This is a genomic window from Pseudidiomarina planktonica (assembly GCF_900177775.1).
Lineage (GTDB): Bacteria > Pseudomonadota > Gammaproteobacteria > Enterobacterales > Alteromonadaceae > Pseudidiomarina > Pseudidiomarina planktonica.
In genome coordinates this window covers 1438849-1451950 of sequence record NZ_FXWH01000001.1, presented here as the reverse complement: position 1 = coordinate 1451950, position 13102 = coordinate 1438849, and the positions used below count along the sequence as shown (strand labels likewise).

General features: G+C 48.7%; 17 protein-coding genes and 4 tRNA genes. 12 read left to right on the top strand and 9 right to left on the bottom strand.

All coding sequences use genetic code 11. The features are described from left to right. Complete coding sequence (gene serS / locus CCE91_RS06875; protein WP_086434463.1) at nucleotides 1–1290, top strand: serine--tRNA ligase; 1290 nt, start codon at nucleotides 1–3, stop codon at nucleotides 1288–1290. A gap of 15 nt (nucleotides 1291–1305) precedes the next feature. Here the strand turns inward: serS and CCE91_RS06870 are convergent, their stop codons facing one another. From CCE91_RS06870 to CCE91_RS06850, 5 genes are all read right to left on the bottom strand, one after another. Beyond that, nucleotides 1306–1635, bottom strand: a complete 330-nt coding sequence (locus tag CCE91_RS06870; RefSeq protein WP_086434462.1) for a TusE/DsrC/DsvC family sulfur relay protein — start codon at nucleotides 1633–1635, stop codon at nucleotides 1306–1308. A 4-nt stretch (nucleotides 1636–1639) separates the two neighbouring features. After that, the gene (locus CCE91_RS06865; RefSeq protein ID WP_086434461.1) at nucleotides 1640–1954 is read right to left on the bottom strand and encodes a hypothetical protein; all 315 of its coding nucleotides are present in this window, start codon (nucleotides 1952–1954) and stop codon (nucleotides 1640–1642) included. A gap of 6 nt (nucleotides 1955–1960) precedes the next feature. Then, nucleotides 1961–2344, bottom strand: coding sequence for a DsrE family protein (locus tag CCE91_RS06860; RefSeq protein ID WP_086434460.1), 384 nt, complete (start codon nucleotides 2342–2344; stop codon nucleotides 1961–1963). Next, nucleotides 2341–2703 carry a sulfurtransferase complex subunit TusD gene (gene tusD / locus CCE91_RS06855; protein WP_086434459.1) on the bottom strand — a complete coding sequence of 121 codons (363 nt, stop codon included), beginning with the start codon at nucleotides 2701–2703 and terminating at the stop codon, nucleotides 2341–2343. Before tusD ends, CCE91_RS06860 begins: the two co-directional genes overlap by 4 nt. A gap of 85 nt (nucleotides 2704–2788) precedes the next feature. Continuing rightward, entirely contained in the window at nucleotides 2789–3454 is a 666-nt protein-coding gene (locus CCE91_RS06850; protein ID WP_086434458.1) for a Bax inhibitor-1/YccA family protein, read from the bottom strand. Between the two features lie 268 nt (nucleotides 3455–3722). On the opposite strand from CCE91_RS06850, the gene CCE91_RS06845 reads away from it, so the two are divergent. From CCE91_RS06845 to CCE91_RS06805, 9 genes are all read left to right on the top strand, one after another. Continuing rightward, nucleotides 3723–3814, top strand: a tRNA-Ser gene (locus CCE91_RS06845). A gap of 159 nt (nucleotides 3815–3973) precedes the next feature. After that, nucleotides 3974–4762 carry an acyl-CoA thioesterase gene (locus CCE91_RS06840; RefSeq protein WP_086434457.1) on the top strand — a complete coding sequence of 263 codons (789 nt, stop codon included), beginning with the start codon at nucleotides 3974–3976 and terminating at the stop codon, nucleotides 4760–4762. Between the two features lie 8 nt (nucleotides 4763–4770). Continuing rightward, entirely contained in the window at nucleotides 4771–5367 is a 597-nt protein-coding gene (locus CCE91_RS06835) for a DNA-3-methyladenine glycosylase family protein (protein WP_086434456.1), read from the top strand. Between the two features lie 176 nt (nucleotides 5368–5543). Next, a complete protein-coding gene (locus CCE91_RS06830) occupies nucleotides 5544–6194 on the top strand; it encodes a LuxR C-terminal-related transcriptional regulator (protein ID WP_086434455.1) in 651 nt (216 codons plus the stop codon). Then, on the top strand, nucleotides 6194–8044 hold the full coding sequence (uvrC, locus tag CCE91_RS06825) for an excinuclease ABC subunit UvrC (protein ID WP_086434454.1): 1851 nt from the start codon (nucleotides 6194–6196) through the stop codon (nucleotides 8042–8044). The genes CCE91_RS06830 and uvrC overlap by 1 nt, the downstream gene beginning before the upstream one ends. A gap of 17 nt (nucleotides 8045–8061) precedes the next feature. After that, on the top strand, nucleotides 8062–8607 hold the full coding sequence (gene pgsA / locus CCE91_RS06820; protein WP_086434453.1) for a CDP-diacylglycerol--glycerol-3-phosphate 3-phosphatidyltransferase: 546 nt from the start codon (nucleotides 8062–8064) through the stop codon (nucleotides 8605–8607). Between the two features lie 73 nt (nucleotides 8608–8680). Continuing rightward, nucleotides 8681–8755, top strand: a tRNA-Gly gene (locus CCE91_RS06815). Between the two features lie 19 nt (nucleotides 8756–8774). Then, nucleotides 8775–8848 (top strand) — tRNA-Cys (locus CCE91_RS06810). 36 nt (nucleotides 8849–8884) lie between these two features. Beyond that, nucleotides 8885–8971: transfer RNA gene (locus CCE91_RS06805), tRNA-Leu, on the top strand. Between the two features lie 46 nt (nucleotides 8972–9017). Here CCE91_RS06805 and CCE91_RS06800 read toward each other — a convergent pair. Next, complete coding sequence (locus CCE91_RS06800; protein ID WP_086434452.1) at nucleotides 9018–9707, bottom strand: aspartate/glutamate racemase family protein; 690 nt, start codon at nucleotides 9705–9707, stop codon at nucleotides 9018–9020. 175 nt (nucleotides 9708–9882) lie between these two features. On the opposite strand from CCE91_RS06800, the gene CCE91_RS06795 reads away from it, so the two are divergent. Further along, on the top strand, nucleotides 9883–10647 hold the full coding sequence (locus CCE91_RS06795; RefSeq protein WP_086434451.1) for a glucosaminidase domain-containing protein: 765 nt from the start codon (nucleotides 9883–9885) through the stop codon (nucleotides 10645–10647). Nucleotides 10648–10650: 3 nt separating this feature from the next. Here CCE91_RS06795 and CCE91_RS06790 read toward each other — a convergent pair whose 3' ends face one another. The 3 genes from CCE91_RS06790 to CCE91_RS06780 are packed head-to-tail and all read right to left on the bottom strand — an operon-like array spanning nucleotide 10651 to nucleotide 12309. Beyond that, nucleotides 10651–11316, bottom strand: coding sequence for a haloacid dehalogenase type II (locus CCE91_RS06790; RefSeq protein ID WP_086434450.1), 666 nt, complete (start codon nucleotides 11314–11316; stop codon nucleotides 10651–10653). A gap of 23 nt (nucleotides 11317–11339) precedes the next feature. Further along, the gene (locus tag CCE91_RS06785) at nucleotides 11340–11756 is read right to left on the bottom strand and encodes a hypothetical protein (protein WP_198677973.1); all 417 of its coding nucleotides are present in this window, start codon (nucleotides 11754–11756) and stop codon (nucleotides 11340–11342) included. A gap of 1 nt (nucleotide 11757) precedes the next feature. After that, the gene (locus tag CCE91_RS06780) at nucleotides 11758–12309 is read right to left on the bottom strand and encodes a carboxymuconolactone decarboxylase family protein (RefSeq protein ID WP_086434449.1); all 552 of its coding nucleotides are present in this window, start codon (nucleotides 12307–12309) and stop codon (nucleotides 11758–11760) included. A 130-nt stretch (nucleotides 12310–12439) separates the two neighbouring features. On the opposite strand from CCE91_RS06780, the gene CCE91_RS06775 reads away from it, so the two are divergent. Next, nucleotides 12440–13027, top strand: coding sequence for a TetR/AcrR family transcriptional regulator (locus CCE91_RS06775; protein WP_157984127.1), 588 nt, complete (start codon nucleotides 12440–12442; stop codon nucleotides 13025–13027). The last annotated feature ends 75 nt before the right edge of the window (nucleotides 13028–13102 follow it).

Below are 13102 nucleotides of genomic sequence, written 5' to 3'. Positions count from 1 at the left end.
ATGTTAGACGCAAAATATTTCCGCAGTGAACTCAATCAAGCGGCAGAACGCTTGGCAACCCGTGGTTTCAAGCTGGACGTTGAACAGTTGGAAACGCTGGAGTCACGTCGTAAAGAACTTCAGGTTCGTACGGAGAGTTTACAGGCAGAGCGTAACAGTCGGTCCAAGTCTATTGGTAAAGCCAAAGCGGCTGGTGAAGACATTGCGCCATTACTGGCGGAAGTTGACCAGCTAGGCAGCGATTTAGAACAGGCTAAAAAAGACTTAGCCAGCTTACAGGAAGAGCTTCAGAAAATTATTGAAGGCGTTCCTAACCTGCCAGCAGAAGATGTTCCGGTGGGGAAAGACGAGTCTGAAAATGTGGAAGTTATCCGCTGGGGAACCCCACGCGAATTTGAGTTTCAACCGAAAGATCATGTTGACGTAGCCCAGGGCTTAAAGGGCATGGACTTTGAAGCGGCCGCTAAGTTAACCGGCGCGCGCTTTGTGGTGATGAAAGGCGGTATTGCCCGCCTGCACCGCGCATTAACGCAGTTTATGCTGGATTTGCACACCACCGAGCATGATTACACGGAAACTTACGTGCCTTACCTGGTAAACCACGACACTTTGTATGGCACCGGCCAGCTCCCTAAGTTCGGTGAAGACCTGTTCCATGTGAAAGGCGCCACTGAACAGCAGGTTCCGTTGTCGTTAATTCCGACCGCGGAAGTTCCGCTAACCAACTTAGTGCGCGATGAAATTGTGGAAGAGGAGTCGTTACCACTTAAGTTTACTGCGCATACCCCGTGTTTTCGTAGTGAAGCGGGTTCTCACGGCCGTGATACCCGTGGTCTGATCCGTCAACACCAGTTCGATAAAGTGGAATTGGTTTGGTTAAGCAAGCCGGAAGATTCCATGAACGCGTTGGATCAACTAGTAGGTCACGCTGAGAAAGTTCTACAATTGCTTGAATTGCCTTACCGTAAAGTCACTCTATGTACTGGTGATATGGGCTTTGGAGCCACCAAAACCTATGATCTGGAAGTGTGGTTGCCAGAGCAGAACACCTATCGCGAAATCAGCTCATGCTCGAATATGGGTGACTTTCAGGCGCGTCGTATGCAAGCACGGTTCCGCCGTAAAGCAGCGAAAAAGCCGGAATTACTGCACACCTTAAATGGTTCAGGTTTAGCGGTCGGTCGGGCATTGGTTGCGGTACTCGAAAACTACCAGCAAGCCGACGGTTCGGTGACTATTCCAACGGCACTTCGTCCGTACATGGGCAACATTGAGCAGTTAACGCCGTAGGTTTTGATGTGGCCGCTAAATGCACTTCGCTGGTTTGGGTAAACCAGCGATGCGGGTGGCCTGCTTAGCCGGGCCTTTCGGAAATAAGCTATACAAATAACGGCTATTGCCTTTATCAGCCCCTAAACTTTTTGCGACCGCTTTCACCAGTACTCGCATAGCCGGGCTGGTATCGTACTCTTGATAGAAATTCCGCACAAAATTTACTACTTCCCAATGCGCTGGTGTCATTTCAATAGCTTCCAGCGTGGCTATATGCTCAGCCAGCTCAGGCGACCAGTCATCAAAATTGGCTAAATAATGATGCTTGTCGGTTGCGTATTCTTTGCCGTTAAATTCAATCATGATGCTAATACGTATACACGGGGTGATGCTGCAAAGTCAGCTCCAGCCATTGGCTGTCGGTAAGTAAGCTCACTTGCTGTTGTTCGCAGGCCGATACCAGCCCAAGTGATTCGGCATCCGTTTGCAAGGCCGCAAGGTGCAAACCTAAGCTCTGTAAGCGAGTTTGTAGTTGTTTGTCTAACAACCCCGCAATATGACTACCAAACGCCAGCACAGTGTCACCTGCGCGCAAATTGTTGCTGGTATCAGCAAGCACAGCGCTAAGCGGCTGTTGCATAAGCTGGTGCAGTGCTGATGAGTTCAAAGCCGGATCCGACATAACCAGTTAAAACCTCAGTAGCTGGGTAAAATGGGCGTGTTGCTGATGCAGTTCTTGTTGCGACAATACCGTTACCTCTATGCTGAGCTGCTCGGCAGTTAACCCAAAACGCTGTAAGTCTTCGCTGGCTACCATAGGGGCAGGTACATCAAATAACTCCAGCATGCCGTACTTCTTTTGCACTGAGGGCGTGTTGAAGGCCTCAGTAAGCGTTGCCGGCGTTACCAGATTAAGTATCGCATGACTTTGCAGTACTAATTGCACAGGAATATCCAGCGCGGCGGCATTTAGCGCCACATCCAGCGCTTCACGTGCTGCCACTGAATCTGGCCCTGCAGTTTGTATAACCAGCAGACTAGGCGCGGTATGGTTTGACTGTGGCTGCATCATAGGAATTGCACCACTTTATCACTTTGGCTTAGCGCCACCAGGAATTCGGTTAAACCAGCCGCATCAAAGGCTGGGTTCAGATTCGATTGTTCGCCTTTAACTGCGGCGTGAATACCGTAATGTTCAGCAACCGTGTGACAAACTACCAGTGGTACCTGATGTTCACGGGAAAAGGCTACCCAGTCGGCGGTATGCGGTTCGCTATCGTGCGACGCCAGAGCATGCAGAACGCCAGCTTGGTAGAAGAATACCTGCTGTAGCTGGTGTCCGTTGGCAATGGCGGCACGGGCATAGCGCAGCGCATGGTGACTATGACCAAGCTGCGGCGACTGCTGAATGCAAAGACTGATGGTTGCCATGTTGATTATCATACTTTGGAAACAAAAAACGGAAACAAAAACGCCCCAATTAATGGGGCGTTTGAACTAAGTGTTGGCTTGCGAATTAATCGTTGCTGCCAAACGCCGTCAGCAAGTGAATCAAGCTGAGGAAAATATTATACAGTGAAACGAACAAGGTAACAGTAGCCAGAATGTAGTTACGCTCGCCGCCACGAATAATGGCGCTGGTTTGCATTAAAATGGCACCTGACGAGAACAGGATGAATAATCCTGACAGCGCTAAGCTTAAAGCAGGCAGCTGCAGGAAAATGTTCGCGACAAAGCCGATAACGATAACAAAGAAGCCGGCTACCATCATGCCACCTAAGAACGACATGTCTTTCTTAGTTGTCAGTACATAAGCTGACAGGGCAAAGAAGATAAGTGCTGTACCACCAAATGCGGTCACCACAACATCAGCACCGCCATTACCGATAACCATATTCAGAATCGGCCCCATGGTGTAACCCATGAATCCGGTCAGCGCGAATACAGATAACAGACCAGCAGAGCTGTTGGATGTTTTATGCGTTAAATATAGTAAACCGTAAAAGCCGACCAGGGTAATAATCAGACCCGGGTGTGGCCAGTTCATTGCCATACTGACACCAGCAACTGCGGCACTGAATGCCAGAGTTAATGCCAACAGCATGTATGTGTTACGTAGAACTTTATTGACCTGTAATACTGACTCTGAACGAGCTGTATACGCTTGGGCTTCGTTACGCATTATTTTCTCCGATTTAATTATCCGCCGAAAGGGCGTTACTTCTGCCAGTTAGAATACTAGAACTGTGAAAAGGTTCCAACTATTCTCGTAGCTACAGCAACTAAATGTGGGTGAATTGTATGCTTTTCAAGCAATACGTAAGAAAATTACTATTGGTTGTCTATTTTGCCACCAAACAAACGACTTGATTGAATTTTTTGCTTTACAAGCGCAGGTGCTCTCTTTATCATTCGCATCGTCTTAACGGCACTAAGTGTCACGAGACTGCGGAGAGATGGCAGAGCTCGGTTTAATGCACCTGACTTGAAATCAGGCGTGGGTTCATTCCCACCGGGGGTTCGAATCCCTCTCTCTCCGCCACATTCAAAAAAAGCCCTGCAAGGAAACTTGCGGGGCTTTTTGCTTTTCGCGTTAGCGAGTTTTGCAAAGGCGCCGTAAGCAGATCCTCGCACTCTTTTATACTGGTCTTACCTGTGTATAATCAAAGTTAACATTAGAACAAACGAAAAGGCCGTTACCATGAATTTTACTGAAACTCTGGCGCAGATTACGCCGGCTGCCGAGCAGACCATTCAACTGCCGAAGAAGTGGGGGCAGGGTCGTGCTCTATTTGGTGGTATTACCGCAGCTATTGCCTGGCAGTGCGCGCGCTATGGTGCGCAAGATGATCAGGCGATTCGCTCGCTAAGTGTGTTATTTGTTGCACCTATTAACGATGGTGAAGCGCAGTTGGAACGTCGGGTATTGCGTGAAGGTAAATCAGTTAGCCAAATTAGGGTAGACATAGTGCAGGCCGGTGAAGTGGTGTTGTCAGCGCTGGCTAGTTTTGGTCGTAGCCGGGAATCTACCATTGCGGTTGATGCGCATGCGCGGCCGGACATTCCAACGCCCGAGCAAGGCCCAGCAATGCCGGAAATGAGCATAGTGCCGGAGTTCACCTATCACTATGACTACCGGGTTACTGTCGGTGGCTTACCCTTTAGCGGGAACAAATCACGTCAGTTTGGTGGCTGGATGCGCTTTCGCCATGAAACCTCGCATATTAACCCTGGTTTCCTGCTTGGTTTAGTGGATGCCTGGCCGCCGGCATTGCTGCCACACCTGTCTCAGCCCGCGCCGGCAAGTTCGTTAAGCTGGACCATTGAGTTTATTGATCCAATGCCAGACAAGAGTGCGCATGACTGGTGGCAATATGTGGCAGATATTGAGTATGCTGCTGATGGCTATGGTCATACTCAGGCCAGTATTTGGGACAACGACGGTCGTTTGGTGGCGTTAAGCCGACAAACCGTCACGGTGTTTGCGTAAGGAATTTTATGGGTGCGGTAACAGCTGAAAGTATTCGTCAACATTTGTGCGATACCCAACCCGGGTTTTCGCGCTGGTTAATGGAGCATCCGGAAATTGAGCCTATACAGGCCACCGGGCTGCATCCGCTGCAAGCCTTACCGCGGATTATTGTTCGCCAAATGCTGTCGGGCAAAGCCTCAGACACTATTATTGCTCGCGCTGAGGCGAAAGCGCGTGAGCAAGGACGCAATGATATTGCCGATCTCGATTACATGGATTTGCTGGAATGCGGCTTAAGCCGTACCAAAGCCCAAACCGTGATTGATTTCGCCCGCAGCTACCAACAGAACCCCTCTGCTATTGATAGCTGGCCGTCGCTGAACGACGAAGCCCTTATGAATGCTATAATGGCCCATAAAGGAATAGGGCGCTGGAGCGCTTCTATTCTGGCGATTTTCCATTACGGTCGCGAAGATATATTCCCCGCCGGTGATAGCAGCCTGCGTAAAGCCATGCAGCTAATTGGCGAGCAGGGTGTTTACATTACGCCAGCCAAAGCATCTCCGTATCGCAGCTATTTAGCCTGCTATTTATGGCAGTTACTGGATCAAAAGCGTATTTAATATGTCAGTCGACATATAATCGCAATTCTCTCATGTCATTTGTCGTACTAATTTGAGGGCAATGGCTTCAATTCGTTAGTTATCAATAGTTTCTGTTGCAAATTCAAACTAAAAGGCAAAATCTGAAATACCGGGCACAATCAAGTGCAATGGGTTCTAAACATAAGGAGATGTTGATGACACCTATTATTCTTGCCATAAGCAGTGGCTTAGTACGTGCGGGTATGGAACATGTACTGGCCGAGCAATCAAACTATCAAATTTGTGCAAGCGTAGGCACATTCAATGAGTTGCGGCAGGTAGCAAGGGATTATCCTTATGCTACTGTGGTGTTGTGTAGTCAGCTTAGTGGTGATGCCACCATTGAAAGCTGGCGACGGCTGGTAAAGCGCTATCCTGACTTACTCTTATTATTATGGGGGCGTAGCTTTCAGGACGTACTGGACTTTCAGTGCAGTATTAGTCAGGTAGATGCCTATTTGCTTGAGCATTGCAGTTGTCAGGAACTGCTTGATGCCATGGTGTCCATACGCGCAGGGCAAATGTATGTGGCCTCGGCGGTGGCAGAGTATTTTGCCCGTAATCCACGCAAGCAAGAACAACGGCAGTTGTTTGAACAACTGAGTGAGCGGGAAATGCAGGTTACCCAAATGCTGGGCCGTGGCATTCGGGTTGCAGAAATCGCCAAACACCTTAATATCAGCACCAAGACAGTAAATACCTTTCGTTACCGTATCTTTGATAAACTTGGCATAAGTGGAGATGTCGCGTTATCGCATGTGGCGATTCGCGCCGGTATTGTTGACATTATGAACCTAGAGACTTAATGACACCCGAATTTGATGCTCAAGAATTTCTACGTCACCTGACCCATCAACCCGGCGTTTACCGGATGTATGATGGTGAAGGTGATGTTATTTATGTGGGTAAGGCGAAAGATTTACGTAAACGCGTTGCCAGCTATTTTCGCAAAACCGTAGACAGCCCGAAAACCCAAACCTTAGTGAAGCAAATTCAGAACATGGATGTAACGGTAACCAATACCGAAGCAGAAGCCTTGATTCTGGAAAACAACTTTATTAAGAAATACCGGCCGCGCTACAACGTATTGCTGCGAGACGACAAATCCTATCCTTATATATTAGTAAGCAGCCATGAACACCCGCGTTTAGCTTTTCATCGTGGCACCCGCCGTGACAAAGGTGAGTACTTCGGGCCGTTTCCGAATGGTGTGGCGGTACGCGAAAGCTTACGCTTATTGCAAAAGCTATTCCCGGTCAGGCAGTGCGAAGACACCTATTACCGAGCCCGTAGCCGCCCGTGTTTGCAATATCAGCTTAAACGTTGCCTGGCGCCTTGTGTGAAAGGGTACTGCACTGACGACGAATATCAGGAGCAGGTGCAGTTAGCGAAAGATTTTCTGAAAGGCAACAACCAACAAGTTATTGATGTGCTGGTGGATCGTATGGAACACAGCAGTCAGGCGCTGGAGTTCGAGCGAGCGGCGCGCTTTCGCGATCAAATTACGGCATTGCGGCAGGTGCAGGAGCGTAACTCAGTTACCGGCAATCAGCAGGAACTGGACGTGATTGGCTTTTCTCGCAACGGCGGTATTTGTGCAGTACATGTGCTGTTTGTTCGCGATGCGCAAATACAGGGCAGTCGTAGCTATTTCCCGAAAGTGCCGGCCAACACCGACGATCAGGAAGTGCTGGTGGCGTTTTTACTTCAGTTTTACCTGTCAGATACCGCTGGTCGTAAGTTACCGAAAGAAATCATTTTACCGGAACAAGACGAAGCACAATCAGAGCAACGCCAACAGGAACTGGATTTAATTGGCGAAGTGTTAGCGCAGAAAGTGCGTTTAGCTAGCCGTGTTCGCGGTGAGCGTAAGCAGTATCAGTCACTGGCAGCTAAAAATGCGTTAAATGCATTAGAGAGTAAACTGAATCAGCAGTCGACCATGCGCATGCGTATTCAGGCGTTGGAAAAGGTACTGGATTTGGGCGCCAGCATTGTGCGTATGGAATGCTTTGATATTAGCCACACTATGGGGCAGGAAACCGTTGCCTCGTGCGTGGTGTTTGATATTAATGGCCCGAAAAAAGCCGATTACCGGCGCTATAATATTAGCGGTATTACCCCTGGCGATGACTACGCAGCTATGGCAAAAGCCTTAGCGAAGCGCTATGACAAGGCGCGGGATGCAGGCGAAGGGAAAAGTAACATTCCGGATATTCTGTTTATTGACGGTGGCAAAGGGCAACTGGCGCAGGCAGAAAATTACTTTGCCGACTGGGGGCGGGCGGCACCACTATTAATTGGTGTGGCTAAAGGTGAATCCCGTAAACCTGGGTTAGAAACTCTGATTTTGGCCGGTTCGCATCAGACTATTCCAATGGAAAAAGACGCGGCGGCGCTGCATTTAATTCAGCATATTCGCGATGAATCGCACCGCTTTGCTATTACCGGACACCGGCAGCGTCGCGCCAAAGTTCGGCGCACATCCACCCTTGAGGATATTCCTGGAATAGGTGCCAAGCGGCGTCAGAAAATATTACAGAATCTTGGTGGATTACAGCAGGTGAAACAAGCTAGTATTGAACAGCTGAAAAGTATTCCGGGCATTAGTCCGACCATGGCAGAAACCATTTATCACGCGTTTCGTGACGAATAAAGGACGAAGTATCCAAAATGTGGAATATTCCTAATTTATTAACCTCTTTCAGAATATTTTTGATTCCGGTATTTCTGGTGATTTATTACTTGCCGGGACCGGAAGCAAATTTCTGGGCGGCGCTGGTTTTTGTTATTGCTGCAATTACTGACGCGCTGGATGGTTATGTTGCGCGCAAGTTTAATCAGTTCACTGCGTTTGGCGCGTTCTTAGATCCGGTTGCTGATAAAGTCATGGTTGCCGCGGCCCTGGTGGTGGTGGTTGAGCATTATGCAACCTGGTGGATAACCATTCCGGCACTAACTATTATTAGCCGCGAACTGGTCGTTTCAGCACTGCGCGAGTGGATGGCACAAATTGGACGCCAGGGACAGGTGGCTGTATCGAATTTGGGTAAGTTAAAAACCATCGCGCAAATGGTGGCTTTGGTTGGCTTACTCTGGGAAGCAAACACCTTCGTTATAGTTACGGCTACGATTCTTCTATACTTGGCTTTTGCGCTCACTTTATGGTCAATGTGGGAATACTTAAGAGCTGCTTGGGCGGATTTGAGTCAAAAATAAGCAAACGATACATGAAATAGCAAAAAAGCGTTGACGTGTTCGCATAAGACAGTAGAATGCGTCGGCACTGGATGCGGGAATAGCTCAGTGGTAGAGCACAACCTTGCCAAGGTTGGGGTCGCGAGTTCGAATCTCGTTTCCCGCTCCAAATTTTTATAAAACCCCAAGGCGGGTTGGCAGAGTGGCTATGCAGCGGATTGCAAATCCGTGGACCTCGGTTCGACTCCGGGACCCGCCTCCAAGTGCGTGCAATACGTCACTTAAAAAAATCGAATGTGCCCGGGTGGTGAAATTGGTAGACACAAGGGATTTAAAATCCCTCGATCGTAAGATCGTGCCGGTTCAAGTCCGGCCCCGGGCACCACTTTTCGAGATTACTGCAATATCCCCAACTAGATGAAGCTCGCCATTTACTTCAAAGCAAACTGAACTGCTTGTTCGGCATGTATTTCGGTCGTATCGTAAAGCCGAAGTTTAGTATCTTCTGGTTGAATCAGTAATCCTATTTCTGTACACCCCAAAATAACAGCTTCAGCGCCTTGCTCACCTAAATCAGCTATTATTTTCTGATAGGCAGATTTTGACTTCGAATCGGTAATTCCCTGACATAACTCATTAAAAATGACTGAATGGACCTGTTCCCGTTGTTGTGCGTTGGGAATAACGACCTCAATGCCATGTTGCTGTAACCGTTCCCGGTAGAAGTCCTGTTCCATCGTAAACTTTGTTCCGAGTAAGCCAACGCGCTTAACTTGATCTTGTCGTAGTGCTTTGGCCGTTGCATCGGCAATATGTAGCAAGGGTATGTTAACTGACTGCTCTATTTGTGGGGCAACCTTGTGCATGGTGTTGGTACAAACAACAACAAAGTCAGCGCCTGCAGCTTCCAGTGACTGTGCTGCGGAACTAAGAATTTCGGCGGTGGCATCCCACTCTTCGTTGCGCTGCAACGGCTCAATTGTCGCGAAGTCCAGGCTGTAGAGCACCACTTTGGCCGAGTGAAGTCCGCCCAACTGTGCTCGTACTTTTTGGTTTATCAACCGGTAATAAGTTTGGGTAGACTCCCAGCTCATTCCACCAATTAGTCCAATAGTTTTCATTCGCCACCTCGAGATTAAGCAAAGTCTATATAGAACCTAGCAGTTTTCTAATTCTTAAGCACGAGCTTGCCCCGGTTGAGCACAAAGTGGCGGGCTAGAGTGCCGATCTTTCTTATGTCAGCGTGCGTAGGTTAACTAAGTACAAAACTTATAATCCATTTCAATGGAGTTATTCATGTTTAAAAAAGTTTTTATTCTTGGTGTTCCCGTTATTGTTATTGCGGCAATAGTGTATTCGTTTAGTAAACCACAAGTGCCTGATTTTTCAGAGTACGCAGCAGGCGCTGAGCGCAAAGAGGCATTTTTTGGTTACTTTCTTCCAATAGTGCGAGAAAAGAACCAGGAAATGCGGGAAATGCGCGCCGAAATTAAAAGCATGCATGAGAACAAAACTGATTTGGGTTGGTTTGAGCAGTCCAAACTGGATGACTGGGTGGAAACCTATCGTGTTGCTGATTTTGATGCCAGTAACGACGCTGACTGGGAACGATTATTGATGAAAATTGATATAGTGCCGCCCTCTATGGCGTTAGCTCAGGCGGCCAATGAGAGTGCCTGGGGTACCTCGCGATTTGCGCTGGAGGGTTACAACTATTTTGGCCAGTGGTGTTTTGAGGAAGGCTGCGGCATAGTGCCAAGTGGTCGCGATGCCGGCAAAGCACATGAAGTGGCCGACTTCGCAACGCCGGCGGATTCCGTTGAAAGTTACATTCGTAATATTAATCGCCACTATGCTTATCAGGAGCTGCGTGAGATGCGGGCGGCACGTCGTGACAACGAGCAGCCAATTACCGGCATTGCACTGGCGGCAGGCTTAGAAAGCTATTCAGAGCGCGGTGATGAGTATATTAAAGAGCTGCGTTCCATGATCCGTTTTAATGAGCTGGATACTTTTGATCCGAAAGCGCCAGCACCAGCAGCGCAGACGGCGCAGGACTAGCCGTCAATTCAGCTTATCAGTCAGTTGCGCCAGGCTGCTGACTGTAATCGTTGGCTCAATTCCCCATGGGTCGTAAACTGCGTGAGCGTCACGCTTAATCCAGGCGGCTTGCATACCGGCCGAGCGCGCCCCAATTACGTCGAAACTGTTGCTGGAGATAAGCCAGGCTTGATCGTGGCTGGCGTTAGCTCTGCGTAAAAAATGACTATACACGCCAGGGTTCGGTTTAAACGACTGCATCTCATCAGTACTGACAACATCGGTAAAGAACTCAGTTAAATCGGCATGCTCCAATAATTGCTGTACTGCATTAGCACTACCGTTCGAAAATGCATACATGGCAACCTGGCGTTCTTTCAAGGCTTGTAAGCTTGCTCTGGCGTCATCAAATGCCGGTAGTTGGCGATAGGTAGCTGACAGAGCTTGCCGCTGCTCAGCACTCAGTTTGGTAGCAAGCTCGGCATCAACATACACCAGTGCCTGTTCAGTGCAGGTGGCAAAGTCACAGTAATTTTGCATCAGGCCGCGCCTAAAAGCGTACTCCAGTTGTTTATTGCGCCAACGCCGGGAAAATTCCCCGGCGTGGTCACCAACATAGGTTTGCAATTTCTCGTACACGCCGTTGGTATCAATCAGCGTGCCGTATACGTCAAACGCCAAGGTTGTCATTTGTTAACTCCAATTTACCGGGTTTAAACCGAGAACTTGGTATCGTAATCACGCAAGTAAAACAGTACCCAACAAGCTGCCCACATTGGCCATGCAGCAAAGAACAGTAGATTGTTAAATGCGTCAATGTACTGCGGAAAAGACGACAGGGTGGAAACACCATGCAACACGAATATCAAACCGTAGGTAATGGTTTTGCGGTAACCAATCACAAATGCCAGCACCAAGACTAATTGCAATGCACCCAGCACCGCCGCCATGGTTTCATTCAAACCGCTGACACCGTAGAAGCCTTCAAATACTGCTGCCGTATGGGTGGGGTTAACAAACTTATCCAGCGCCCATACCAGCATGACAATAAATACGCCAAGTCGCAGTGCTAGCAGGGACCAGGGCAGTTTGCGAGCTAAAACAGAATCGCTAATAGTTGCAGCCGTCATGTTATTTTTTCTCCCAGCTAAATTTTTGAAATGGCTTATCTACCGGGGTAGCTGCCAGATGGTTGGTGTAGTTACTCATCACTTTTTGTGCAATACCCAGTACAATTTCCAGGGCATGGCGTTTGTCATAACCGGCGTCATGGAAAGCCTTGAGTTCGTCGTCAGAGGCATGACCGCGATTGCGAACCAAGCTCAACGTGAAGGTGCGCAAGGCCTCAAGTTTGTCATTTGGAAGCTCTTCGTTGTTACGCAGGGCGCTAATAATGTTGTCACTCACGTCGGTACTTTTGGCAATGCCGGTGTGTGCTGCCATACAGTAATGACACTCATGCTCGTTGCTAATGCTAAGCCAGACAACAGAGAGTTCGTCGGCGTTAAAGCGGGTATTTTGAAACAGCTCATGCAGGGTCTGATAACCTTCTAACAGCTGTGGTGATTCAGCCATCACTGCATGCAGATTGGGAATCATCCCCATTGCTTGTTCGGAATTTTCAAGTAGTTCTTTACTGTCCGCAGGTGCGGAAGACTTATCGTGAAGTTTATACCCTGCCATGATTCCTCCATTACAACTGGTTGTTTTTGAGTGGTCGTTCAATTATTATGAGCAACTATAGATGTTGTTGAGCAAACACTCAAGTAATTACGAAAACGGACTTGAGAGTCGTAACCTTACAGTGAGCCTTATGCCCAGACCTGCAAAATTCGACCGGGACACAGCAATTGGTAACGCCGTGCAGCTATTTTGGCAGCGTGGCTTTTCGGCTACCTCCATGAAAGATCTGGAATCGGCGCTAAATATGCGGCCGGGCAGTATTTACGCCAGTTTTGGCAGCAAAGAGCAGTTGTTTGGTATGGCGCTGGAAAGCTATGCAGAAGTGTCGTTAGCCAAATTAGCTGACCAAATAGCCAACGAGCCGTCAGCTATTCAGGCGCTGGCCAGTTATTTGCGCGGTATGGCTGACGAGCAGGCGGAAATACCGCCGGCACAAGCTTGCATGCTGGTGAAGACCTTACTTGAGTTGGGCCATCAGAATTCTGAGTTGGGTGCCCGGGCCGAGGCATTACTGGCGCAAATGGAGTCTACTTTCGCCACTATTTTGCAGCGAGACGGTATTCCTGAGGCCGAGGCGCAACGTATTGCGAGCCGCCTGCAAGTTGGCATTATGGGATTACGCAGTTATTTCCAACGCGATATCAGTGCGGCACAAAAAGCTGAGCTGGCCAATGCCTTAGCCGATGACCTGCTGTATTGGGCGCAAGCCTACCGCTAACCAAACAATTCCTTGATCAAGAATAAAAGCCAGCAGCCGATCCAGTCGATATTTGCCTTGCGCAATAGCAGTGAG